Source organism: Variovorax sp. P2_H12 (assembly GCF_056403395.1).
The window spans coordinates 40,969-65,934 of record NZ_JBFUFO010000017.1; the positions used below are offsets into that span (position 1 = coordinate 40,969).

18 protein-coding genes are annotated in these 24,966 nt (G+C 64.9%); 11 read left to right on the plus strand and 7 right to left on the minus strand.

The annotated features are described in order from the left end of the window. Positions 1-162: 162 nt before the first annotated feature. From AC1DYK_RS13870 to AC1DYK_RS13885, 4 genes are all read left to right on the plus strand, one after another. Positions 163-2,040: a serine hydrolase domain-containing protein gene (locus AC1DYK_RS13870; RefSeq protein ID WP_478166845.1), complete on the plus strand. Its 1,878-nt coding sequence runs from the start codon at positions 163-165 to the stop codon at positions 2,038-2,040. Between the two features lie 44 nt (positions 2,041-2,084). Then, positions 2,085-4,001, plus strand: coding sequence for a serine hydrolase domain-containing protein (locus AC1DYK_RS13875; RefSeq protein WP_478166846.1), 1,917 nt, complete (start codon positions 2,085-2,087; stop codon positions 3,999-4,001). 28 nt (positions 4,002-4,029) lie between these two features. Then, positions 4,030-5,967: a serine hydrolase domain-containing protein gene (locus AC1DYK_RS13880; protein ID WP_478166847.1), complete on the plus strand. Its 1,938-nt coding sequence runs from the start codon at positions 4,030-4,032 to the stop codon at positions 5,965-5,967. A gap of 284 nt (positions 5,968-6,251) precedes the next feature. Continuing rightward, entirely contained in the window at positions 6,252-6,545 is a 294-nt protein-coding gene (locus tag AC1DYK_RS13885; RefSeq protein ID WP_478166848.1) for a hypothetical protein, read from the plus strand. A gap of 228 nt (positions 6,546-6,773) precedes the next feature. Here the strand turns inward: AC1DYK_RS13885 and AC1DYK_RS13890 are convergent, their stop codons facing one another. Further along, complete coding sequence (locus AC1DYK_RS13890) at positions 6,774-7,712, minus strand: LysR family transcriptional regulator (RefSeq protein ID WP_478166849.1); 939 nt, start codon at positions 7,710-7,712, stop codon at positions 6,774-6,776. Between the two features lie 100 nt (positions 7,713-7,812). On the opposite strand from AC1DYK_RS13890, the gene AC1DYK_RS13895 reads away from it, so the two are divergent. Further along, positions 7,813-9,591 (plus strand): arylsulfatase, encoded by a 1,779-nt coding sequence (locus AC1DYK_RS13895; RefSeq protein ID WP_478166850.1) that lies wholly within the window; start codon positions 7,813-7,815, stop codon positions 9,589-9,591. Positions 9,592-10,566: 975 nt separating this feature from the next. Here the strand turns inward: AC1DYK_RS13895 and AC1DYK_RS13900 are convergent. Then, entirely contained in the window at positions 10,567-11,202 is a 636-nt protein-coding gene (locus AC1DYK_RS13900) for a Crp/Fnr family transcriptional regulator (RefSeq protein WP_478166851.1), read from the minus strand. A 216-nt stretch (positions 11,203-11,418) separates the two neighbouring features. Between AC1DYK_RS13900 and AC1DYK_RS13905 the strand changes: the two genes are divergently transcribed. Next, complete coding sequence (locus AC1DYK_RS13905; RefSeq protein WP_478166852.1) at positions 11,419-13,428, plus strand: lipoxygenase family protein; 2,010 nt, start codon at positions 11,419-11,421, stop codon at positions 13,426-13,428. 31 nt (positions 13,429-13,459) lie between these two features. Here AC1DYK_RS13905 and AC1DYK_RS13910 read toward each other — a convergent pair whose 3' ends face one another. Beyond that, positions 13,460-17,263, minus strand: coding sequence for a serine/threonine-protein kinase (locus AC1DYK_RS13910; protein ID WP_478166853.1), 3,804 nt, complete (start codon positions 17,261-17,263; stop codon positions 13,460-13,462). Positions 17,264-17,384: 121 nt separating this feature from the next. On the opposite strand from AC1DYK_RS13910, the gene AC1DYK_RS13915 reads away from it, so the two are divergent. Beyond that, positions 17,385-19,118, plus strand: coding sequence for an FHA domain-containing protein (locus tag AC1DYK_RS13915; RefSeq protein ID WP_478166854.1), 1,734 nt, complete (start codon positions 17,385-17,387; stop codon positions 19,116-19,118). Here the strand turns inward: AC1DYK_RS13915 and AC1DYK_RS13920 are convergent. Beyond that, on the minus strand, positions 19,106-19,366 hold the full coding sequence (locus AC1DYK_RS13920) for a helix-turn-helix domain-containing protein (RefSeq protein WP_478166855.1): 261 nt from the start codon (positions 19,364-19,366) through the stop codon (positions 19,106-19,108). The genes AC1DYK_RS13915 and AC1DYK_RS13920 overlap by 13 nt on opposite strands. Before the next feature lie 107 nt (positions 19,367-19,473). Here AC1DYK_RS13920 and AC1DYK_RS13925 point away from each other — a divergent pair, with 107 nt between their 5' ends. From AC1DYK_RS13925 to AC1DYK_RS13940, 4 genes are all read left to right on the plus strand, one after another. Then, positions 19,474-19,746, plus strand: coding sequence for a hypothetical protein (locus tag AC1DYK_RS13925; RefSeq protein ID WP_478166856.1), 273 nt, complete (start codon positions 19,474-19,476; stop codon positions 19,744-19,746). A gap of 20 nt (positions 19,747-19,766) precedes the next feature. After that, the gene (locus tag AC1DYK_RS13930; RefSeq protein ID WP_478166857.1) at positions 19,767-20,192 is read left to right on the plus strand and encodes a hypothetical protein; all 426 of its coding nucleotides are present in this window, start codon (positions 19,767-19,769) and stop codon (positions 20,190-20,192) included. Between the two features lie 331 nt (positions 20,193-20,523). Then, positions 20,524-21,255, plus strand: a complete 732-nt coding sequence (locus tag AC1DYK_RS13935) for a hypothetical protein (RefSeq protein ID WP_478166858.1) — start codon at positions 20,524-20,526, stop codon at positions 21,253-21,255. Between the two features lie 202 nt (positions 21,256-21,457). Further along, the gene (locus tag AC1DYK_RS13940) at positions 21,458-21,895 is read left to right on the plus strand and encodes an SRPBCC family protein (protein ID WP_478166859.1); all 438 of its coding nucleotides are present in this window, start codon (positions 21,458-21,460) and stop codon (positions 21,893-21,895) included. A 119-nt stretch (positions 21,896-22,014) separates the two neighbouring features. Here AC1DYK_RS13940 and AC1DYK_RS13945 read toward each other — a convergent pair whose 3' ends face one another. From AC1DYK_RS13945 to AC1DYK_RS13955, 3 genes are read right to left on the minus strand one after another with little or no spacing between them, the layout of a single operon-like run. Further along, the gene (locus tag AC1DYK_RS13945) at positions 22,015-23,052 is read right to left on the minus strand and encodes an L-idonate 5-dehydrogenase (RefSeq protein WP_478166860.1); all 1,038 of its coding nucleotides are present in this window, start codon (positions 23,050-23,052) and stop codon (positions 22,015-22,017) included. Between the two features lie 14 nt (positions 23,053-23,066). Continuing rightward, positions 23,067-24,347, minus strand: coding sequence for a TRAP transporter large permease (locus tag AC1DYK_RS13950; protein ID WP_478166861.1), 1,281 nt, complete (start codon positions 24,345-24,347; stop codon positions 23,067-23,069). Then, on the minus strand, positions 24,344-24,925 hold the full coding sequence (locus tag AC1DYK_RS13955; RefSeq protein WP_478166862.1) for a TRAP transporter small permease: 582 nt from the start codon (positions 24,923-24,925) through the stop codon (positions 24,344-24,346). Before AC1DYK_RS13955 ends, AC1DYK_RS13950 begins: the two co-directional genes overlap by 4 nt. Between the last annotated feature and the right edge of the window lie 41 nt (positions 24,926-24,966).

Here is a 24,966-nt window from a genome sequence, read left to right on the forward strand (position 1 = left end):
GCGAAGGCCTCGGCACGTCCTGGCCAACCATCCTCAGCGCGTTGTCACGCGCGCGTTCCATGCCCGGTGCCACGTGATCGGCGATCGCGCGGACAGGATCGCCAGCGTGGCGGATGGGCGGGCGAGCGACCTCCATTCACCCCACACAGACAGCCCGTCAGCATGACCTCTGCACCCACTTCGCTCGAATCCTCCGCCTTCCCTGCATCCCGCCTGTCGCGTCGGCAGTGCCTGGGCCTGGCCACGGCGGGGCTGGCCGCCCCGCTGTTGCAAGCCTGCGGCGGAGGCGGGTCCGGCACGTCCGCCTTTCTTTCGGTCCCGCCCGATGCTGAATCGGTGCGCTGGTGCCGGGAGGCCATCCTCAAGACGCTGAACCGCAGCGACAGCGCCACCACCGCCGTGTCCGTGGCGCTGCTGGCCGACAACCGCGTGGTCTGGCGCGAAGCCTTCGGCCAGGCCAACCGCGAGACCGGGCTTCTGGCGGCCCCCGACACGCGCTTCAACATCGGTTCGGTGGCCAAGGTCTTCGCTGCCCTGGCCGTGATAGTCCTGCGCGACCGGGGGCAGCTCGCCCTCGATCAGCCGGTGGTCGAGCTGCTGCCCGCCTTCGGCATGCGCTCGGGCAACTTCAAGCAGATCACCGTGCGCCACCTGATCTCCCACTCTTCGGGGGTACCGGGCGTCAACTTCCGCAACGTCTTCAATTTCGCCCCGGTACCGGGCTATGCGCAGGACACCCTGCAGTCGCTGGCGTTGTCGCGCATGAAGCACGAACCGGGCGAACTCACGGTCTACTGCAACGACGGCTTCACGATGGTGGAACTGCTGGTGCTCCAGCTCAGCGGGCTGTCGTATCCGGCCTTCATCCAGCGCGAGTTCTTCGACCCCCTGGGCATGAGCCTCTCCGGCTTTGCGCTGGCACCCGCCGCCGAAGGCACCTTCGTGCACCCTTGGTACAAGGGCCGGACCTTGTCGCAGGAGATGCCCGCCGCCTACGCGACCGGAGGCGCCATCAGCACGCCCACCGACATGATGAAGCTGGCGCGCCTGTTCCTCGACGCAGGCGTGTACGAAGGCCGCCGGATCGTCTCCGCCGAGTCGATCCGGGACATGGGCGTCAACCAGGTCCTGCGCACGCGCATCAACCTCACGCCCACCTTCAGGGTGGGACTGGGATGGGATACGGTGGGGCAGCTGGGCATGGAGGCGGCAGGGCTGCGGGGCTGGTCGAAGAACGGCGGCACCACCTTCTTCTCGACCGAGTTCTTCGTGCTCCCCGAGGCCCGGCTGGCCATGATGATCACCGGCAACGGCTTCGACTACGGCTCGCTGGCACTGACGGAGGGCTTGCTGCTGCGCACGGCCGCGGAGCGCAGCGCGATCCAGGCGATGCCTGCCGCGATCGTCCCCATCGTTGCGCCGGCGGTGTCGCCTGGACCGGACCGCGCAGCGCTGGTGGGCATCTACGCCAATCACAGCGCACCCGCGCAAGTGCTCGCCGCAGACGATGGTTCGCTGACTGTGCGCAGCTGGGGCGAGGCTGGCTGGACCACCGTGCAGGCGCAGCTGCGCGCACGCACCGATGGCCGCTGGTGGTCCGATGGCCAGCCCTCCGTCTGCTATCGCTTCCAGACGATGGAAGGCCGTCGCTACCTGATCCGGCGCAGTCTCTCCGACAACCAGCTGTACTGGAACGAATCACCCGTGGGCGAATGGCTGCCGGCGCTGGACGCGCCACTGCCGCCAGCGTGGCAAGCCCGGCGGCGCAGCCGATGGCTCAGTGTCAACGACGACCCGGCTTCGGTCGAAGTCCGGCTCGGCCCGAGGATCTGGCTCATCGACGAGTTGGCCGAGATGCCGGGCTACGTCCTCTGGGACAACGCGCAGCTGCTGCGGGTGATCGACGACAACGAAGCCGGCATGACCATCAAGGTTCCCGTCAACGCAGGACGCGAGCTGGTCGAGTTGCGCATGGTGATGGTGAACGGGCAGGAAGAAATGCACAGCGGCACGCTGGTGTTCCAGCGGATGGCGACCTAGGCAACGCACGCATGCATGACCACGACCCCGACACACGACGCCCGATGACCACACCACACGCCACGCCGGACTCCCCTGCACCATCGTCCCTTCGACTGTCACGCCGCGATTGCCTGGGCTGGGCGACCGCAGGACTGGCGACGCCACTGCTGCAGGCCTGCGGCGGCGGCGGCTCCAGCCCCGGCGCCGCAGCACTGCTGCCCCAGCCCGATCCCGAGTCGGTGCGCTGGTGCCGCGAGACCATTCAAGCGACGCTGAGCCGAAGCGACATCGCCACCACCGCCGTGTCCATCGCGCTGCTGGCCGACGACCGCGTGGTCTGGCGTGAAGCCTTCGGCTATGTCGATCGCGACAACGGTGTGCTGGCCACCCCGGACACACGATTCAATATTGCCTCGATCTCCAAGATGGTCGCGGCCCTGACCGTGATGATCCTGCGCGACCGCGGGCAACTGGCGCTGGACCAGCCGCTGGTGGAACTGCTGCCCGCCTTTCGCATGCGCTCGGAGGGCTACACCCGCATCACCGTGCGCCACCTGATCTCGCATGCGTCGGGCGTGCCGGGCAACAACTACCGCAACGGCATCAACTTCGTCCCTTACCCGGACTACGCGAAGGACACCATGGAGGCGCTGGTGCAGTCACGCATGAAGCACGAGCCGGGCGAGCTTGCGATGTACTGCAACGATGGATTCACGATGGTGGAGCCGCTGGTGAAGCAACTCACCGGGCTGACGTATCCGGAGTTCGTCCGGCGCGAGATCTTCGCCCCTCTGGCCATGAACCTCTCGGGCTATGCGCTCGCACCCGCGGCCGAGGGCACTTTCGTGCACCCTTACGACAAGGGGCAGCGACAGTCGCAAGAGTTGCCCGCGAACTACGCGAGCGGGGGCATGGTCTCCACGCCCACCGACCTGCTGAAGCTCGCCCGCCTGCTGCTGGACGAAGGGGTCTACGAAGGCCGGCGCATCGTCTCGGCCGAGGCGGTGCGCGAGATGGGCAGGGACCAGAGGGCCCGCACACGCATCATGCCCGACCCCGCTTCATCATTGTGGCGCTGGGGACTGGGATGGGACACGGTTCAACAGCCGGGCCTGCATGCGGCCGGCCTGCGGGGCTGGAACAAGAGCGGCGCGTTCGAGTTCTTCGGGACCCAGTTCTTCGTGCTGCCCGAGGCTCGGCTGGCCATGATGATCACCGGAAGCGGGCTCGACTACGGGCCGCTGGAGCTGGCCGAAGGGCTTCTGCTGCGCATGGCGGCCGAACGCGGCGTGATCCGCACGATGCCTCCCGCCATCGCCTCCGTCGCGCCGCCGCTGGCGTCGCCTGCGCCGGACCGCACCGCGTTCCTGGGCATCTACGCCAACAGCAGTGGCCCGCTGCAGGTGCTCGCCGCGGCCGACGGTTCGCTGACCTTGCGCCGATGGAGCCTCGATGGCTGGACCGCCGTGCAGGAACGCCTGCGCGCGCGCAGCGATGGCTGTTGGTGGGCCGATGGGCAAACCCGCATCTGCTATCGCTTCCAGACCCTGGCGGGGCATCGCTATCTGAACCAGCGCACGCTCTCGATCAATCAGCTGTACTGGGACGAAGAGCCCATCGGCGAATGGCTGCCGCCACTGAGCACGCCGCTGCCGGACGCATGGAAGGCCCGGCTCGGCAGCCGATGGTTGCGCGTGAACGATCTGAACGATTCGATCACGCAGGCCACGCAACGGAAGGTGCCTTGGATCTTCGAGATCGACCAACTGGCCGAGTTGCCCGGCTACGTCCTGGCCAACACCGCTCAGTTGGTGCGCGTGATCGACGACAACCAGGCCGGCATGACCATCCAGATCCCCTCCGCCGCAGGGCGCGACCTGTTCGAGCTGGACATGGTGATGGTGAACGGCAAGGAAGAACTGCACACCGGCGTCCTGGTGTTCCAGCGAATGGACGCCGAGAAACCTCGCGCACCCTGAAGCCCACAAGCCTTGCGAACCTGCTGCCATGACCTCATTGCCTACCCATACCAGCACCAACACCGACCCGGACGAATTTTCTTCACCGCGCCTTTCGCGTCGCGGATACCTGAGCCTCGCCACGGCGAGTCTGGCCACGCCGCTGCTGCAAGCCTGCGGCGGCGGCAGCTCCGGCACGCCAGTCTTCGCAACCGGCACCGTGGACCAGCTCCACCCCGAATCGGTGCGCTGGTGCCGCGAGGCCATTCAAGCGGCACTGAACCGAAGCAACAGCACCACCACGACCGCGGTTTCCGTGGCCCTGCTGGCCGACGACCGGGTGGTCTGGCGTGAGGCCTTCGGCTACGCCGACCGCGAGCGCGAAGTGCAGGCCACCACCGACACCCGCTTCAACATCGGCTCGGTCTCCAAGGTCGTGACCACCCTGGCCGTGATGATCCTGCGCGACCGCGGCCAGTTGACGCTCGACCAGCCGCTGGTCGAGCTGTTGCCCGGCTTCCGCATGCTCTCGCCGGAGTTCAAGCAGGTGACAGTGCGCCACCTGTTGTCCCATGCCTCGGGCTTCCCCGGCAACAACATGCGCAACAACGGGGCCTTCGTGCCTTATCTGGACTATGCCCAGGACACCATGCTGGCGCTGGCGCAGTTGCACCTGAAGCACGAGCCGGGCGAACTCGCGGTCTACTGCAACGACGGCTTCACCATGGTGGAGCCACTGGTCCGCGCGCTGAGCGGGCTGCCTCTCTACGAATTCGTCCAGCGGGAAATCTTTGGCCCCCTGGGCATGACCCTGTCCGGCTATCCGGTGACGCCTGCCGCCGAAGGCACCTACGTGCACCCCTATTTCAAGGGTCGCAGCCTGTCACAGGAAATGTCCACGCCCTTCGCGTCCGGCGGAGTTTTCAGCACACCCACCGACATGCTGAAGCTGGCGCAGATGTTCCTGGACCAGGGCGTCTACCAGGGCCGGCGGATCGTCTCGGCCGAGGCGGTGCGGGAAATGGGCGTCGACCAGAGTGCCCGTACACGCATCAACCCGTCTGCATCGTCGTGGCGCTGGGGGCTGGGGTGGGACTCGATGCAGCAGGCCGGCTTGAATGCGGCCGGGCTGCGGGCCTGGAACAAGAACGGCGGCACCTTCTTCTTTTCCACCGATTTCTTCGTGCTGCCCGAAGCCCGGCTGGCCCTGTTGATCAGCGGCAGCGGGCACGACTACGAGCCGCGCCTGCTGGCAGAGGGGCTGCTTCTGCGCGCCGCGGCGGAACGCGGAGCGATCCAGGCGCCGCCCGCCGCCATCGTCTCCACGGTGCCGCCTTTGGTGTCTCCTGCTCCAGACCGCGCCGCCCTGGTGGGCGTCTATGCCAACTCCATCGCCCCCGTGCAGGTCTTGAGCGCAGCCGACGGTTCGCTGACGCTGCGCCGCTGGAGCAAGGACGAACGCCAGTGGGACACCGCGAAGCAGGAGCAGCTTCGCGCGCGAGGCGATGGGAACTGGTGGCCGGATGGTCAAACCACCGTGTGCTACCGCTTCCAGACCGTGCTGGGGCACCGCTACCTGATCGGGCGCACGCTCTCGGCCAACGCGCTGTACTGGGGCGAGAACCCCATGGGCGAATGGCTGCCGCCGCTGGAAACACCGCTGCCGGCCGCGTGGAAAGCGCGCGTGGGGAGTCAATGGCTCTATGTCGGCGACTCCCCCGATTCGCTCGTGAGCCGCCTGCTCCCGCCGGTGATCTGGCGCATCGACGAATTGGCGGAAATGCCGGGCTACGTCATGCTGGACAACGAACAGTTGCTGCGCGTGGTCAACGACAACGAGGCCGGCATGACCGTCAAGGTCCCCGGCAACGACGGCCGCGACCTGGCCGAGCTTCGCATGGTGATGGGGAAGGACCTGGAGGAAATGCACATCGGCGGCCTGGTGTTCCAGCGGGTTGGGGCGCAACCTCCCGTTCGAGCGCCTTGACCTCACGCGGCGCCTCTATCTGGAGAACGTCAATGTCGTTCGTGCGGCGCAGGCCGCGTCGACCGATTGCGCTGCGTCGCGCTCACCAGCGCACCTTCATCCCCACGCTGGCGTTCAGCCCCCCCGGTGCGGGTGGTGCCGCCGCTGGCGCGCAGCTGCTGCACTGGCGACGGTCCGGTTCCGGGGCCGGGAACGACGGGCGTTTGGCGCTTTTCTCTGACCCTGGGTGATTGTTGCGTCACAGTGCCATGTCAGCCACGCCCACTTCAACAAGGAGCTTCCCCATGAACAGGTCCATCGTTCGTATCCTGCCGGCCGCAGTGACCCTGGCATTCGCGTGCATCGGCGTGTCGGCCGTCGCACAAGGCGCCACCCAGAAGCTGGAAAAAGACGCCGAGAAAGCCTGGGACGCGACCAAGACTGATACCAAGAAGGCCGAGAAGGCGACCGGCAAGGCGGTCGACAATGCGGCGTCCGACGCCGCGTCAGACACGCGCAAGGTCGGCAACAAGATCGGCGAGAAGGTTCCGGGCACGACCCAGAATGAAGCTGTCAAGAAAGAAGCTGCCAAGCCCTGATCCGCACGCGGCTCCCGAAACGAGATACCCGCTTTCGACGGGCCTCGGCGCCGCCATCGGCCAAATGCTTGGGCCGCATCGCCAGCACCGGTTCGATCCATGCATCCCCGAATCCCCATAGCTTCGTAGCCTTCTGTGGCTCCGTTGGGGCATTCCGCGGCTTCCGCCAAAGACGCGCGACGCCGTAGATCACTGTGAGGCCCAACCTTCCACCCCAAATCGTGCACGTCAGTGGCGCAGACGTCGATCCGGGTTGCTCTCGTCCCTGCTGTACTGGCCACCCAGTGTTGCTGCCAGGTCGATGGCCCGCGCAGCCAGAGGCGACAGGCTGCGGCCGCGCAACCAGAATGCGTGTATCTCCGCGATCAGCGGGGCCGTGGCGCTCTCCGTTGCGATGCGCCGCAATGAGCGCCCTGCACTCGACGCCAGTTGATGCGGCAGCACCGCCAGCAGATTGCTCTGGAGCGCGAGCCGCATCAATGTATTGAGATCGTCGCACTCCAGAGTGACCGGCAGCGGCTCGGCCGGTCCGAAGCCGAGCGCACTGGCAACCAGTGCCCGCACCGTCGATGTTGCCGAGACCATGCCGATGCCATGCTCCTTCAACGCTTCGCGCTTCGCGGGAGTCTTGCGCGCAAGAGGGTGCCCGCTCCGGCAATAGAGGCCTCCATGCACTTGACCCAGCGCCCGCGTCCGCAAGCGCGTATCTGGCTGCATCAGGCGAGGGTCGGCAATGAAAAAGTCGATGGCTTCGGCATGCAGCAGATCGAGCAGGCTGGTCAGGTTGCCGCTGCGCATTCGGAGTACGACACCCGGGCCAGCCTTGCGCAACTCCGCCAGCAGTGGCGGAACCAGGGTGGCGGCCGGAATCGGGCCGGCGCCGAAGTTCAGTTCGCCCAGTGCCCCGCCGCGCAACAAGGAAACGTCGCGTTCGAAGCAGTGATCTTCGAACACAAGCTGCCGGGCCCGCATCAGTACCGTCTGGCCGGCCACGGTCAATTGCGCTCCTGCGGGAGTTCGGTCGAACAGTTGCACGCCCAGTCTGGTCTCCAGGGCCTTGATGCTTCGGCTGAAGGCTGCATGGCTTAGATGTACCCGTTCAGCCGCGCGGGCAAAGCGGCCTTCTTCGGCCAGCGCGATCAGGTGGTGGAGTTGTCGCAAATCCATGTTGTGTCAAACGCAATGGAACGTAATGAATTGTGCACTGGACGTCATATCGCCGCACCGGGATGATCGGCAACCTACTAGAGATTCATCGGAGACTGTGTTGTCAAGATTACTTGTGTTGGCGGCGGCGGCCGCACTCGCCGTGGGGCCCGCCTGGAGCGCCGTTCCCAAGCGTCCGAACATCGTGATGGTCGTTCTGGATGACGTAGGCATGAGCGATCTCGGTGCCTTTGGCAGCGAGATCGCCACGCCGGTGCTGGACAAGCTCGCCAAGGATGGCGTGCGCTTCACCAACTTCCACGTCGCCGCAGCCTGCTCGCCGACCCGGGCCATGCTCATGACCGGTGTCGACAACCACCGCGCGGGGGTGGGCACGCTGGAGAACGTGATCGCCGACAACCAGAAGGGCAAGCCGGGCTACGAGGGCTATCTCAACAATCGCGTCGTTTCGATCGGCAGCCTGCTCGCCGGCGCTGGCTACCGTACCTACTTTTCGGGCAAGTGGAATCTGGGCGAAACCGGCGACAGGTCGCCCGCCACGCACGGTTTCCAGAAGTCGGTGGCCTTGGCGCAGACCGGCAGCGACAACTTCGAGAGCAAGCCCTATGCGCCGATCCACGAATCGTCGCACTGGTTCGAGGGCACGCGCGAAATGACCTTGCCCAAGGACTTCTACTCGAGCCGCTACTACGTCGACCGCATGATCGGCTGGCTCGATGCCGACAAGGCCCAGGACAAGCCATTCTTTTCCGTGGTTTCGCTGCAGGCGAATCACTATCCGCACCAAGCGCCAAAGGAATACATCGATCGCTACCTCGGCCGCTATGACCAGGGCTGGGACCAGTTGCGCGCGGAGCGCTACGCGCGCCAGGTGCAGATGGGCCTCTTCCCAGCCGGACTGACGCCGCGTCAGAGCCCCAACGCGCGTGCATGGACTGACCTGAAGCCACAGGAGCGGCGGGACTACGCGAAGCGCATGGCCGTCTACGCTGGCATGCTCACGGCGGCGGACACTGAAATTGGACGCCTGCACCAGCACCTGCAACAGACCGGCGAGCTGGAAAACACACTCTTCATCGTGCTGTCGGACAACGGCGCCGATCCCTATCGCCTCGACAAGACGTTCTGGTTTTGGTATCCGTTCAATTACTCGGTGGACTACGAGAACTTGGGCGAGAAGGGGTCGTTCTCTGCCTATGGCCAGGAGTGGGCACAGGTGTCCAACACGCCGCTGCATCTTTTCAAGGGAAATGCCCATGAAGGTGGCGTGCGCACACCCCTGATCGTGTCGTGGCCGGCGCGCTTTGCCGGCGGTCGGATCAGCGAAAGCCTCACTCACGTGAAAGACATCGTGCCTACCTTGCTGGAGTTGGCCGCCGGGGATGAGCCCAATAGCTCCTATAAGAACAGCGAAGTGCTGCGCCCCGAGGGTTCGAGCATGCTCGCACACTTGGACGGACAGAGTTCAACTGTTCATCCGCCAGATCGACCCATTGGCTATGAAATGGCGGGCAACTCGGCCTTGTTCAAAGGAGATCTCAAGCTGGTCAAGGACCTGGCGCCTTTCGGTGACAACGCCTGGCACCTCTATGACATTCGCCGCGATCCAACGGAGTCGAGGGATCTGAAGGAGCAGCAACCCGAAGTGTTCAAGTCCATGCAGGCGGATATGCAGGAATACCTGGCGAGCAACGGTGTGGTACCTCTGCCCGACAACTATCACCCGATACGCGCGCTGGTCAAGAACAATGCAGGATTGCTGTTCAAGATGTTGTGGCCTTACCTGCTGACATTGTTCGGCGCGTTCGGCCTCATGAGCTGGGGAGCTTGGCGGCTGGGCAGAAGCCTTCGCCGCAAAGGCAGAGTCACAAACTCATGATCCAGGGCGCACGTCGTGGATACGGCTTTTCCGAACACGTACGTGGAAATATGTGGGCATCGATCCCGCGGGCAACGTCTGGGCGTCGAACAACTGGCAGGATCCCCAGTCATGCTACGGCAAGTCTGACGAAAGTCGGTCTACGCGCTGCGGCGGCCAAGGCATGGTCGTTTTCTACGGCATGGCAAAGCCTGTTCGCTCCCCGCTGATTGGGCCGGTCCGAGGTTTCTGACGGCTTTGCGATCTTTCGGCTGGTTTCGAGCATCGACCGATTTCCTGGTCTACCGCGAAGCTCCCAGGTCGCCACGGTCATGTCGAGCGCAAAGCTGATGAGATGCCCCGGGGCGCAGCGGCCCCGGAACCTCGCGGCGCCCTGATCAGCTGATGCCGCTGTGATCTCTATTGCGTCATGGGCGTCAGCTGGCGGGGCGTTTTTCGGTAGGAATGAGTGAGCGAACGAACGCCTGCTTTGCCGTCGCGAGAACTGTTCCTCGGGAAGCCCCATCCAGTTGAAGTTGTTGCCAACAATGTTCTCGTCAGCCGAATGGCGCTTGAGGCCCAGGCAGTGGAGCTTGCATCATCGGATCGATTCGCTAAGTCATGGGCGTCAATTCGTGCGCTGCTCTTGGCTTCGGCAAGCTGCGTAGATGAAGCAGTCACCAGGCTCCAGGGAGATGTTCCGATGGGGAACGCAGTCACCGTCGCGGGTGGGTGACCTGCAGCCACAGGTCAGCATCGTCGTGCGCATCAACCAACAGACCGCCACCGTCGCGTGGGCAATGGTCACTCGTGGCGCGTTCCGTTCCATATGCTGCGCCAGGTCGTCGACATCTGAGCGTTTGTCACGGTCAAGAGGGTCTTGGGGAGACGCTTACCCGTCGTCCTGAGCGCTCTTGGCCCACCCTCCTTTGTCGCCTTGGCCATGATCGAGTCGCTGCACTAGTCATGGTATTTACGTTTCCGTCTGCGAGTGACTCACCACTTCGGCGGCAACTTTCTGAGCAGCACGATGCGCTCGCGCGAGACTTCGATGTAGCCACCCTTGGCCAGGTCGGTCAGCAACCGGTTGACCATCGCCTTCGAAGCGCCCACGCGCTCAGCGATGCGCTGCTGGCTCAACGGCCCGGGCACCACGCGCAGGCCTTTGTCGTCGACCGCCAAGGCGTCGAAGAGCCCCACGAGCCGGCCGTAGACGTCTACCGAAGCCAGGCGGCCCACCGTGCGCGTCAGGGTGCGCACGCGCTGCACCAGGCGCTGGATCATCTGAAACGCAAGCTCGGGCCGCTGCGCCAGTACGCGCTCGGCCTGGGCCCGTGTCACGCGCGTCAGCCGCGCTCGCGTGGTGACCTGCACCGTGGCGGAGCGAAGTTCACCACTGAGCATCAGCTCGCCGAAGAGTTCACCCGCGTGCAGCGTATTGAGCTCCACCACGCGCCCGCCGTCCCCGACCACAAACGCGCGCAGCTCGCCTTCGTGGATGAGATACATGCAGTCGGCAATGTCGCCCTCGGTCACCACCGAGGCACCAGGCTCCCAGGTACGCGTCTCGCCCAGCCGCGCCAACTCGGCCAGGAAGTCGCCGGAATTCTCTGCCCTCGACCCTTCAAACATGCCTGCTCCTAGCTTGCACCTGAGGCCGAGACTGTACGGCACGGCCCGCCGGTCGCACGCCTTGCTCGAACGCTCGGGGCCTGGGCGCAACTCGCCAGACGGTCCGCGCATGTGATGGCGGGCCGGGCCTAGCTTTAAATCCACGCAAATGTCCACGGAGCCGTTAGTCTTGCCGACTGCGCCTTTGAAACCGTCTGCGGACCCGGAGAACCCATCATGCCAGCGATGAACGTACCCATTCCCACCTTGCCAGGTCAAGGCACCGCGGCGCGCGCGTTGCAGCTGTCGCTGTCCCGCACGGCCTATAACTACGTTCGAAGCTATCCCCATCTCGAGGAAGTGCCGATGTGCGCGGGCGTGCCGCCTGGCGAGGAGTTCAGCGCCGCCTACAACGCGCTGGTCGCGCAGATCAGCGCGCAGATCGCCGAGAACTTCGCCCGGAATGCGCGCAGGTTCCTGGCGCAGGAGATCGAGAAGGACATGGACAGCATCCAAAACGACATACCCTTCCATGCCTTGCGACTCAGTACGGATTTACGCCAACTCGAGCAGGATGTTCAAAAGCTGGTCGACGGCATCTTTGCCGCCGCCGCCGAGACGGTGGAAAAGGGTCCCACGGCGATTCTCAAGTCGACCCTGTTCGACCTGGTACGGTCGCCCTTCCTCGAGGCCAAGGCAGAGTCGGACTACGAAAGCCTGATCGCCACGCTGCCCACGCCCCAGATGTTGGCGATGGAGGAAAAGGATTGGATGCGGGGGAAAGACAAGCAATGCGAGCAGGATTGGTTCTTCGGCTATCTGCAACTGGCCGGCTTCAACACCACCAATTTGCGCCGCGTCGTGCAGGACAAAGCGACGGGCAGCAAGGCCCTGGCCTGGAGCGAGCTGAAGGCGAAAATGACGATCCCCGATACGGTGAAAGTCCTGAGCCGAGGCGGCTCCACCACCCTCTCGCTGGCCGAGATGATCAGCGACGGCAAGCTCTACGCCTGCGACTACGCCGCGCTGATCGGCGACGGGAAGCTGGAACCCAAAGAGAGCTGCCTGCACGACAAGCACCGCTACCTGCCGTCGCCCATCGCCCTGTTCTATTGGAACGAGTCACCTCCCGAGGGCTATCCGCCGGCCTACGGGCAAAGCCAAGCCGGCGTGTTGCAGCCCATCGCGATCCAGTTGGGGCAGTCCCCGGACTCTGCCATCTTCAGCCCGAACGATGCTTTCGAAGCGAACGATTCCAATCAACTGAAGTGGAAGGTCGCCAAGTACTTCGTCAACGTGGCCTGCGCGATTCAACACGAATCGGTCGCCCATCTCGGGGATTGCCACTTGATCATGGAGGCCGTCGCGGTGGCCACGCACCGCCAATTGGCAAAGGAACACCCTCTGTTCCATCTGCTCGAACCGCATCTGCGGTTCACCATCAGCATCAACGATGGCGCCGCGCACAACCTCATCGTCCCGGGTGGCGTGGTGGCCGCCAACGTCGGCGCCCACATCGATTGGACGCTGCAGATGGTCAACGACGCGCGCATGGCCTGGCGCTGGGGCGAGAACAGCCCGGACGAGATCTTTTCCCTGCGCGGCGTAGACCAGCTGGCGGCCTACCCGTTTCGCGACGACACGCTGCTGCTGTGGAAGGCCATCAAGGATTTCGTCACCGGCTACGTGGCGATCTACTACACCAACGACCACGCCGTCAGTACCGACCGGGAACTCAAGGCGTGGGTGGACGAACTTGGCTGCGCCCAGTACGGCAATCTGCCGGGGTTTCCCGCGACGCTGAACACCCGGGACCAACTCGTTGAAGTCGTCGCGCAAATGATCTACACCGCAGGCCCTCTGCACGCGTCGGTCAACTACGGTCAATATCCCTTCGCGGGCTTCGCGCCCAGCGTGGCCGCGGCGATCTACAAGGCCGCGCCGACACGCGACGACCTGATCGACAAAGAGGAGCAGTATCTGGATTGGCTCCCGCCGCTGGACGTCGCGCTGTACACCGTGTCGTTCGTGTACCTGCTCAGCAGCATCCAGTTCGACGCGCTGGGGCACTACGCCAGCAACCCGCAATATCCGCACTTCGCGCACCGCCCGGCCCAGAAGGCCCTTGAGGCTTTTCAGGCGGCGTTGGCGCAGTCCGAGATCACGATCCACCAGCGCAACCTCGAACGGCCGATTCCCTATCTTTTCCAGTTGCCGTCCAGGGTACCCAACAGCATCAGCATCTAGGCCGCGCGCAACCAGCGTGCCCCGTGGGTTGTCAGCAGGCCTCGGGCTGGCATCCCGGTGCCAGCATCTCGGTCGTTGCTTCGACGTCGATCACGCCTTGGCTGTGCATGACGGCCTCTGCAGCGATCACCAGCGCGCGGCCTGCCTCGCCGCCCATCCACTGCCCCTGCCTGCGCCGCGCGGCGGCGCTGTACAGCTTCAATCCCGTGGCGTCGAAGGTCACTGTCGCAGCCTGCAGCCACTCTGCCGCCCGAGCCGGTTGCCGCTTTTCGCACGCCAGGCCAGCTTCAAGCACCGCGGCCCAACCGGGCAGGTGGGGCAGGCGGGTCTTGTTCATCAGCCTGACAGTCGTTCTGGCAATCTCCAGACCTTCGGCGACGTCCGTCGAGCGTTGCCGCGCGGCAGCCAGTGCACAACCGGCTCGGTAATAACTCATCAACCCGAACGCAGTCTTCATGCGCAGGAGCTGCGATTTTTCAAGCGCCGACCACTGTTGCGCTGTCAGCAAGACGCCTCGCGCCGGCTGGCCCTCGTAAAGCGCCAGGTTCAGATCGGCCAAGAGGATCAGGTAGTCAGCCCATTGATAGATGCTTTGAACTTGATAGCTGGCCTTGGCCTGGCCGATCCGCGTGCCCGCGTCGGCAAGTCCGCGGTGCGCCAGCAAGGCAGGCGCCGCAAAACCGACCACGCCGCAAGCCAGATACTGGTCGCCCCGTCGCAAGGCATTCTCGACAATGCCAGGCGCCGTGGTCGAGGTCTGGGCATAGTCGCCAAGATGATTCGCCGCATTCACGCAGTAGAGTTGGGTGCCGGCCAACTCGAACGGCACCTCCGTGCATTGAGAGCCCAGCCACTCCAGGGCGTCTTGCAGTACCGGTTGGGCTTCGGCAAACCGACCTTCATGAGCCAGTACGCAGCCGCGAATCTGGCGCACCCAACCCGTCAATTCGTTCTGCGACACCTCGCTGGCCAACCGCTCGGCTTGCAGCATGATCGGGTCCGTCTTTGCGCGCGTGCCCAGTCCATCGAGGCTGACCATGTAGGCCTCCATGGTCAGGGCCCGCGCAGCATGCGCACGTGAGCCCGTGTTCAGGGCCAGCCGCGCATAGCGGGCCGCCATGTCGACCATCACGAATGCATTGTTGCCGACCGAGCCTTGGACCACCGACCACATCGCGCCCAGCCGGGCTTGATCGCCTGGTCCGGGTGCTGCGTTTTGGTCGATCTTCAGCCCCCTGCACATCAGCAGAAAGCGCGAAGCCAGCGCCGCGACGATCGCTGCCCGCGGCGACCGCGGCATGGACAGGCCGATGGCGGCAAGCACCTCGCCCAACAGAACTCGCGCCTCGTCGGTAAAGCCACTGGTGCTGAGCAAATGTGCCGCTGCGCGCTTGTGTTCGAGCGCTTCCTGCGGCGGAGCACCGATGCTCGCAGCGCGATAGACCTCTGCGGCCTCGCGGCTGTTGCCCATCGATGCCAGCATCGCGGCGAGCTTGACTTGCACATGCCGGAACCGCGCAGGGTCGGCACCGATGAGGTCCAGGCACTGTCGATACTGGCGGGAAGCGAACTCGAACGCCAGCGCGGCTGCAAAGACATCGCCTGCCTTCTCGTAGTAGACGCTGGCACGCTGGCTGTCCCCGGCGCCATGAAAGTGCAACGCCAGGTGCTCCGGCTCCGAGTCCTCCTGCACGGACAGCGCTTCGGCCAGGCGGGCGTGTATGCGGCGCAGGGCGTCGGGGGTCAAACCGTCGGCCACGGACTCGCGAATCTTGTCGTGATAGCACTCCAGCACGCGACTGTGCGCACTGACCCTGGCGGTGCGTACGAGCCGCTCGAACAACAAGGCGTCGAGGGTTTCATGCGTCGCATCGGCGGCATCCACGGCCAACTGCGCTGCCATCGGGCGCCCTGCCACTGCCAGCACGTTCAGCACATCGCGCGCTTTCGCGGGCAGCAGGCTGACGTGCCTGTCCACGGTCTGGCCCAGCGTGAGCGCGGTCGGGGCGGCCCCCGTCAGCCGGGCCGAGAGCGCCTGGCGAACCAGTTCACCGACGAAGAAGGGACTGCCTCGGCCCTCGGCCGCGATCGACGCGGAGTCCGCGGCGCTGGCCGAACCGAGCAGGCGCTGCGCCAACAGCACCGAAACTGCCGGCGGCAATGGGCCCACGTGCAGAGAACGGCACTCCACCCGCGGACTTTTGGCCGCGATGCCCAGGACTTGCTGCAAGAGCGCGTTGTCCTTGGCGCCTTCGCTGCGGTGCGTCGCCACCCACAGGAACGGCGTCGGTTCCGGCTGGCTGAGCAGGTACTCGAAGACGACGATCGAATCGCTGTCGGTCCATTGCAGGTCGTCCACGAAGATGACCAACGGCCGCCGGTCGCGCATGCGTCCGAGCAGTTCACTCAGCGCGGCGAACGCGCGCAGCCGCAGTTCCTGGAGATCGGGGATGACCTTCCTCGGCCCCTGGGCCACGGCGTCGACACGCTCGAGCACGGGGAAGAGGCGGGCCAAGGCGTACATCTCGCGCGGCATCAGATCGCCGGCTTCTTCGCGCGTCAGCCCGTGCAGGTGGCTGCTGAGCTCGTCCATCACCGAGTCGAAGGCCTTGAAAGGCACGCTTTCACGGTCGTAGCAGCGTCCCTCGAGCGCGACTGAGCGTCCACTGGCTCTCACCTGGTCGAGAAACGCCTGCAACAGCGCACTCTTGCCCATGCCCGATTCGCCGCTGACAAACATCGCGACCGGACGGCCGGCCAGCATGGACGCATGGGCGGCGTGCAGCGCGGCCATTTCGCTCTCGCGTCCGAGCAGGATGTCGGCCCGCAGCGCCATGCCCGTCAGTTCCGCATGTGCAGGGCCCGATACGGGGGCCACTTGGCCTGGCGCGTCCGCCCGGTCAAGGGCTGCCTGCAGCTGGGCCGCATCAGGCCGCGCTGCCGGGTCGCGCTGCAGCAGCGCATCGCACAGCTTGGCAAGGTCGTGCGGCGCGTCCGCACACAGGCTGTGCACGCGGGGTGCGGCCTGGTGCCGTTTGAGCTCGAGCACGTCACGCAGCGGCCCTTCGAACGGCAGCCTGCCGGTCAGGGCAACGAACAACATCGAGCCGATCGCGTACAGGTCGCTGGCGGTCGTCGGAGCCGAATTCGCCGCGCTCGAAGTTTGCTCGGGTGCCAGGTAGCCGGGTGTGCCGCTGAAGCCGACTTCGACCGCCGGGCGCCCGGCCGCCCTGGCATGCCAGTCCACGACCAACCCGAAGTCCAGAATCACGACCCGCCCGTCCTTTTGAACGAGGACGTTCGACGATTTCAGGTCCCGGTGCAGCATGCCGGCGCCATGGATCGCCACCACGCCCTGCAGCAACTGTTTCAGGGCGGCGCGCAAGCGCTGCTCATCGAGCCGCCCGTCAGGACGCACCCACTCGTTGAAGCGCTCGCCGTCGACGAGCTCCATGCTGAAGAACCAGCCCTCGTCGCTGAACAACTCGTGCAGACGGCACAGGTTCGGGTGGTTCATGTCGGCCAGCGAACGGAACTCGTTCTTCAGCCGGTAGACGCTGCCCGGGTCGAGCCAACTCAGGGTCTTGATCGCGACGGCGCTGCGCCTGAGGTCGTCATAGGCTTCAAACACCACCCCCATGCCGCCCTCGCCAATCTGGCGCAGGATGCTGAATCTGCCGTCAAGCACGCTGGTTCCGGGCAGCGGTCGGAAGGCCGAGCCCAACAACTGCGCCCCGGGGATCGGCGAGGCTTGCTGAAGCATGTCCAGAAACGACCCGCCGCGACCCTCGACCGTGAGATCGAGCCGGGCTGGTTCAGTTTCTTTTTGTGACATGACGCCTTCGGAACCACCATGGAGTGCTTAAATCATTATCAATGAACATCAAGACAGTCGGTGACCAGTTGCGGGGTTTTGCTACGGATTCACCTCCGCCGCCATCCTTCTCGGGTGTGCCGTGCGCCTGATCCTGGAAGCCGCTGCCGCAGGTGCCGTCAAGCGCCTGGAGTTCTGCACCGCTGAACCTGTGACGATCGGGCGCTCGCCCGGCTGCCAGATCCAGCTCGACGCCGACCAGGGCAGCGTGTCTCGGCTGCATGCCCAGCTCGTACCTACCGCACGAGGCTGGGTGGTGGAGGATCACAGCAAGGTCGGAACCCTGGTGAACGGCATGAAGCTTGGGCATGGACAGCGTTGTGCGCTGCGCATGCACGACGAGTTGCGGGTCGGACCCCTGCGCCTGCGGGTGCTTGAGCTCGGGGGCCAGATCGAGCAGACGCTGGCCACCGAGCTCAAGCTGACGGCGGTCAACTTCGCGACGCTGGACCCGCAATTGATCCTGAAGTCGGCGCTGGAACTGCCTCGTTTGTTCGGTGAGGCGCATGCCGAAGGCGAGGTGCTGCAGAAGGCTTGCGCCTTTCTGGTGCAAGTGCTCGCGCCCGTCGTCAGTTCGGCCTATGTCGTGGAAGCGCATCCGGAGAGCATGGAGTCGTCGCGCATGCTCGCAACGTACTCACTGAACGGAGAACGCGCCCCGGTGCTCAGCCGCAGAGTCATCGGCGGCGCGCTCCACCTTGACGGCTCGGTCGCTTTTTTCAACCACGCCACCTCGACCGAAATCGATGCCACCGTGCACGACACGACGCGCACGGTCGGGGCCTGCCTGATCGAGCGCAGCACCGCCGGCGAGCCCATCGTGATCTATGTCGTCGGCGAGCGAACCTTGCCGAACGACAACACCGACATGGCCGCCGGTTACCTCAGCCTGGTCAGCACGCTCACGCGCCAGCACCTGGTGGCCCAAAGGCAGGCCCATCTGACCCAGTACTTTTCGCCCAAGGTCGTCGATCTGCTGATGCGCCCTGGCGGACGCTCGAGTGCCGAAGGCGACCCTCGCATCATGGAGGCCACCAGCCTGATCTTCGACCTTCGAGGTTTCTGCCTTTCCACCGAGGCGGCGGCAACAGACTTGCTTCGATGGCAGAAAGAACTCCGAAACACGATGGACATCGTCTCGCGGGAAGTCTTTGCTCACGAGGGAACGGTGATCGACTACCAGGGCGATGGGTGTTTCGCCGCTTGGGGGGTGCCGTTCGAGCAACCCGGCCAGGCCCAACTGGCCGTTGACTGCGCGCTGCGGATTCTCGAGCAGTTGAAGACAACCCCTTTGCAGTCCTTGTCGTCGCCGTCCGGCCCGGTGTGTGGCATTGCCATTGCCAAGGGGCAGGTGCTGGCCGGTTCGATGACATCGAGCCGGCATTTCAAGTACGGGTTGCTGGGCACTTCGGTCAACTGCGCATCCCGTGTGGAGACGCTCACCAAACCCGGCCGACTCGACGCGCCGCTGCTCGTCACCGAAGAGGTGGCCAGGCTTCTGGACGCGACACGCACGCCATTCGTTCGGGCAGCCCGCGTGGCCTTGGCAGGCATGGAAACCCTCGTCGATGTCTACGAGGTGCTCGATCCCGCACGAAGCCTGTCGTCGGCCGGCCATGCAGCACGCTGGGAAGCCCTTTTGTGCATGCTGGAAGGGGTGCGCCAGGTAGCCGATCTGCAAGAGCTCCAAGCGGCGATTGGCGCGCCCGCGTGGGCAGACGATCCCCGCGTGCGCTGGCTGCAAGCACAGTGCAGACAGTTGGAAGACCCGGAGCAGCTGTCCCGGTGGGACGGCGTCGTGCGCTACGAAAAATAGCGCAGTTGCCAGCGGAGTGGCAGCTTTCCGAGCCGCACGATGCGCTCGCGCGAGACTTCGATGTAGCCACCCTTGGCCAGGTCGGTCAGCAGCCGGCTGACCAGCGCCTTCGAAGCGCCCGCTCGGCCTGCGTGCAGCGTTTGAGCTCCACCACGCGCCGTGCGTCCGGGCCTGATCCAACGCGCGCCTGACTGGGGCGGAGGCCTGTCGCAGGCGCGGCCCGGCCGGCGGCCGTCTGCTTGAGTCATCTCACAACGACGCCAGGGCCCGCCGGTCAGTATTGAACGTTGGCGCGCCGGGCAGCTCAGGCACCACGACCATGCCTCCATCCGTTGTTCAACCCAAGGAGACTTTCATGATCACCGCCAAGACCATCCCTTCCGTCGCCAACCTCGAAGTCCTCGACGCCGGCCACGAGACCACACCCCGCGTGCCGGAAGCCTCCACGCTGATGGGAGAACTGCGCAAGGCGGTGACCCACGCGACCCAGTGGGTCACTGGCTTGGACCCCGAGCAGGCCCGCGACCGCTTCCTCGCCGAAGCCACGGATCTGGCCGACTTGGAGCGCCGCAGCGTTGACTGGGAACGCGCGCAGGAGACGCGCCGCGCGCTGCCGCCGGTGCTCTGAAGCCCAAGGAGAGCTTGTCAATGTTCGATCGATCCCTTCGATACCTGACCACTGCCGCAAGGCGGAGCTCCCCACGCTACGTCGTGGCGCTGCTCGCCTGCGTTCTGTTGGCGCTTGCCTTGCGCGGTCCGACCGGGCATGTCGAGGCAGCGATGAAGCATCCTCTGCCCAACGGCGGCGCCGCATCCGTTTCCACGGATTCCCGCTTCGATTCACTGCGCAACGAGGCAGCGAGCGGTGACGAACGCTCCAACCTCGAACTCAGCAGTGCCTTGATGGACAGGTACGACCTGGCGGGCGATTCGAACGACCTCTATGAGGCACTGGAATGGGTCGACAGGCGCTGGGACGTGTCCGACCACACGGAACTGGTCAGCCGCATCGTCGCGAAATACTGCGGTCATCGCGTCGTGAAGTGGCATCGCCTGTGCGTGCTGGGCGAATGACCGAGGCAGCGTAGCGCATGCCGTACGGCTGTCCTCCGGGCTCGCCTGCGAACGATTGGCGAACGGCAGCTTGCGCCCAATGCGCCTCTCGACGCAGGAAAGTCGACCCCTCAACTGCTCACGTCCGTGATCTACGAGTGCGAGCGGCGCGCATTGCGGCGGCAGTTGAGCGTGGACGACACATACCGGTGCGATTACACGAGGAAGTTCTCGGAGGACCGCATGTTCGGAGGCGATTCGGGTCGCATGGGAACGTGGCTCGCGGAGCAGCGGTACTTCGTCGAGGCCGAGTTGACGCCTTGATGCAGGTCGAGGAGACGGGGTCGTCGGCATGAGCTTCAAGCCCGACACCTTCATCGCGGCGAACGATCCGGGCCTCGCGCACGCGGTCGCGCGGAGCTTCCTGACGGCCGACGCCGCGGAGACGGCCGCGCGCCATCGGCGCGTGGAGCGCCTCGGTGCAAAGGCTGGAAGTCTCGCAGCATGGCGCGCCTTCTTCGCCGAGGACATCGTCGCCGAATCGGTCCTTCGCGGCTACGGCGATCGTGCGCTTTGGACCGTCGCCGGCTACGCCACGATCGATTTCGGCGAGGCGCTGTCGTCCGGTCACGGTCTTCACGTTCACGCTGTCGCCCGGCAGCGCAGCGTCGATTTCTCGCCGATCGCGGTGACGTCCCACGCGGTCGCCCGGATGATGGCGCGCACGCTCCACCAGGCTGATCGACAGCTCGTGAAGGCGACGCTGATGCCGTTCTTCCGCGCGTGGTGGGCGCAGCTCGCCAACGCGAACGTCGCCGACGAGCTGCCGGAGGGCGCCGAGGTCGCGCTGTGCTGCCCCCGCGGCGCCCTCCTTGGATTGGCGTGTGCCTCGGGGATTCGCTCGCGGTGGGGCGCGGTCCTGAAGACCTGGGTCGACGCCGAGGGCGCCGCCGATCCAGTTCTGCGTCGGATCTGCGCCGACCTCGCGCCGGCCTTTGTCTGCGGCCTCTACCGCCTCGGGACGGGTTCACGCTGGGCGCCGTTTACCACGGTGGATACGATGGTCCTGAGCCGAAGCTCCTAGTCAACTGGAGCATTGAATTGGCTGTGTATGCGAACCTGCTGTTCAGATTGTGGCCGAGTTCAGGTTTGGCTTGCCATGAAGGCGTCGGGCACTCTCTTCGACAGGAGGAAGCCGCGTCCAGAGTATCCCGCATCGCCCAGCTTATTCCGCAGATTCTGCGGGATACATTACGTCAGGCTTCGCAATTCGTTTCACCCTTCCTATGCATATCGAAGAACGCATCCACATCGCGGTCCCGCCCGCGGTCATCGACCACATTTGGAGCGAGGTCGACCGATGGCATCTTTGGGACCCAGACACAAAGCAAGCCCGACTCAATGGGCCATTCGCAGTTGGAACAAGGGGCCGGATTTCTCCCAGCAAGGGCATGGGCGTGCCGATGGCTGTCACAGAGCGTACCGAGGGCAGATCGTTCACCGTAGAGGGTTACATCCCTCTATTTCGCATGCACTTCGAGCACACGGTGTCTCCGGTAGCCGGCGGGTCGGAAGTGACTCACCGCGTGTGGTTCACTGGTGCCCTTGCCTTTCTGTTCGAGCCAGGCGTTGCCAAGCAGGTTCGCGAGGGGCTTCCTCGAACCATGCAGTCACTTAAAGCATATGCCGAGCAACGCCACAAGCCCTTCAACAGCGATGCCTAACCCCTGGCTGGATCCGACTCGCAACGGCTGGCCATTTCAGGCTCCCAATTCATTCTGGGCCTTTTGTGCCCATTCGCCGCTCGCGGCTCAGCTCCTTCGACTGTCGTGGCACGATCGACTCAATCAAAGTTCAGCAGCACCTTCATCGCCTGCGATCGATCGGCGGCCAATGCGAAGGCGCGCGAGGAATCGCGATACGACAGGGTGGCCGAAATCAGCGGCTTCACGTCCACCAGCTTCCTGTTGAGCAGCTCGACCGCGGTGGCGAACTCCTGGTGAAACCGGAAGGTCCCGCGCAGGTCGAATTCCTTGGCCACGATGGTATTGATGGGCAGGTTCATCTCGCCGCCACTTAGCCCGAGTTGCACGATGACGGCGCGCGGGCGCAGCACGTCGAACGCGCCGCGCAGGGCGCGCTCGTTGCCGCTGGCCTCGAGCAGCACATCGAACTGACCTTTGTCGACAGCGAAGCGGGCGAGGCCTTCCGGCTGCTCCGCGACGTTGACGACCTCGTCGGCGCCGACCTTCAGTGCCTTGCTGAGCGGGTGGGCACCCATGTCGGTCGCCACGATATGGGCGGCGCCGGCGCGTCTCGCTGCGACGATGGCCAAGGCACCGATCGGGCCGCAACCGGTCACCAGCACCTTCTTGCCCAGCATGGGCCCTGCGCGCTGAACGCCATGCAGAGCCACCGAAAGCGGCTCTGCCATTGCGCCTTCGCCGTCGCTGACGTCGTCGGCCAGCAGATAGGCCTGATGGGTTTCGACGACGATCTGCTGGCGGAATGCGCCCTGGACGTGCGGGGTTCGCATCGCGCTGCCGTAGTAGCGCATGTCCAGGCAATGGTTCTGCAGTCCTTCCTGGCAGTAGCGGCACAGGCCGCAGGGGCGACTCGGACTGACCGCGATGCGCTGACCCGCCGCGAAACCGGTGACGCCGGCGCCGACGGCTTCGATGACGCCCGCGACCTCGTGGCCCAGGACCATCGGTTCCTTGATGCGCACGGTGCCGAAGCCGCCATGCTGGTAGTAGTGCAAGTCAGAGCCGCAGATGCCGCCGCAGCGCACGCGTACGAGCAGCTGGCCGGGACCGAGCTCGGGCGTGGGGACCTCTTCGACGCGCAGATCGCCAGGGGCGTGGATTACGAGGGCTTCCATGTCTCATTCCTCTTTCATCGGGTCATCATCTTGAGCGGCCACATCACGATCTCGGGGAAAACCACGAGCAGCAGCATGACAAGGGTCTGGGCAATCATGAAGGGCATCACCCCGCGTATCGCCCCGCTCATCGGGATCTTGGCCACGCCACAGACGACGTTGAGCACCGTGCCCACGGGTGGCGTGACCAAGCCGATCGCGTTGTTCATGATGAAAAGCACGCCGAAATAGACCGGGTCGATGCCGGCCTGCTTGAGAACGGGCATCAGCACCGGCGTCATGATCAGCACCGTCGGCGTGAAATCGAGCGCCGTGCCGACCACGAGGACCAGCATCATCAGCGCGAAGGTCAGCAGCATCTTGTTGTCCATCAACGGCTCGACCAGGTCCGCCAGCTGCTGCGGGATGTTGGCCGTGGTGATGAGCCACGCCGAGACGCCGGCGGCCGACACCAGGAACATGATCACCGCGGTGGTTTCCGCCGCGCGATAGAACAAGCGGAACAGTTGGTTCGGCTTGATTTCGCGGTAGACCACGAGCCCCACGAAGAGTGAGTAGACCGCCGCGATCACGGCCGCCTCCGTCGGCGTGAACAGGCCGACCTTCAGACCGCCAACGATCACGATCGGCAGCACGAGCGCCCAGAGCGCCTGGCGGGTCGCGGTCCTGCGCTCCGCCATCGTTCGTTTCGGCTCGACCTTGACCTTGTCGCGCTGGATTGCCCAACGCCATGCCAGCATGATCGCGAGACCCATCATGACGCCAGGGACGATGCCGGCAATGAAGAGCTTGGTGATCGACACGCCACCCGTCACGCCGAACAGGATCATGCCGATCGAGGGCGGAATGACCGGTGCGATGATGCCGCCGCAGGCGATCAGGCCGCAGGACCGGTTGACGTCGTAGCCGGCGTTTCGCATCAGTGGCACGAGCACCGAGGCCAATGCGGCTGTATCGGCCACGGCGGAGCCCGAAAGGGACGCCATGATGATCGCCGCCATCACGGCCACATAGCCCAGGCCGCCACGGATGTGTCCGACCCAGGACATCGCCATCATGATGATGCGTCGCGTCATCCCACCGGCGTTCATGAATTCCCCGGCGAGCATGAAGAACGGCACCGCCAGCAGTGGAAAGCTGTTCGCGCCGTCCCACATGTTCTGGATGACGATCTGCGGGTCGGTCACGCCCATGTAGAGCATCATGGCCAGGCCACAGCCGATCAGCGCGAACGCGACCGGCATCCCGAGGGCCATCAGGCCGAGCAGCGAGCCGATGAAGACGAGGATGGTCATGACTTTCCTCCCATCCGTGAGCGTTGCTCTTCCATCTCGTGCTCCGCCTCGATCGCCTCGCTCATGCCTTCTTCGTGCACGTCGATGAGTTCCTCGTCGCTGACCTTTCCTGCGAACAGACGCACGAGGTTGGACAGGCAGATCAGGCCGATGGCCGTGCCCGTCAGGTAGCTCACGCCGAACACCCACAGCGTGCTGATCTGCGCGACCGGCGACGCGGTCCCCGCGATGATGTCGTGCTGGAGCCACGTGCCATAGACGATGTAGACGCAGCACACCAGCATCACCGCCTGGCTGATGGCCCAGCATACGCGCCGGCCCAGCACGGGGAGCGCCAGCACGAGCATGTCGACGCCGAGATGGGCACGACGTCGCATGCCGACAATCGCACCGAGGAAGGTCATCCAGACGAACGCGAAACGCGGGATCTCCTCCGACAGGTCAATGCCGGTATTGAAGAAGAGCCGGAGCACGACGTTGCCGAAAACCATCACCAGCATCACGACGAGGCACAGGACCATCACGATCTCGAGTGCACGGGTGAGCGCGTCGGCGATCGACTTCAGAGTGTTTGCCATGGCAACCCCTGTTGTTGTGTTTGGAGGCGGGCGCCTGCGGG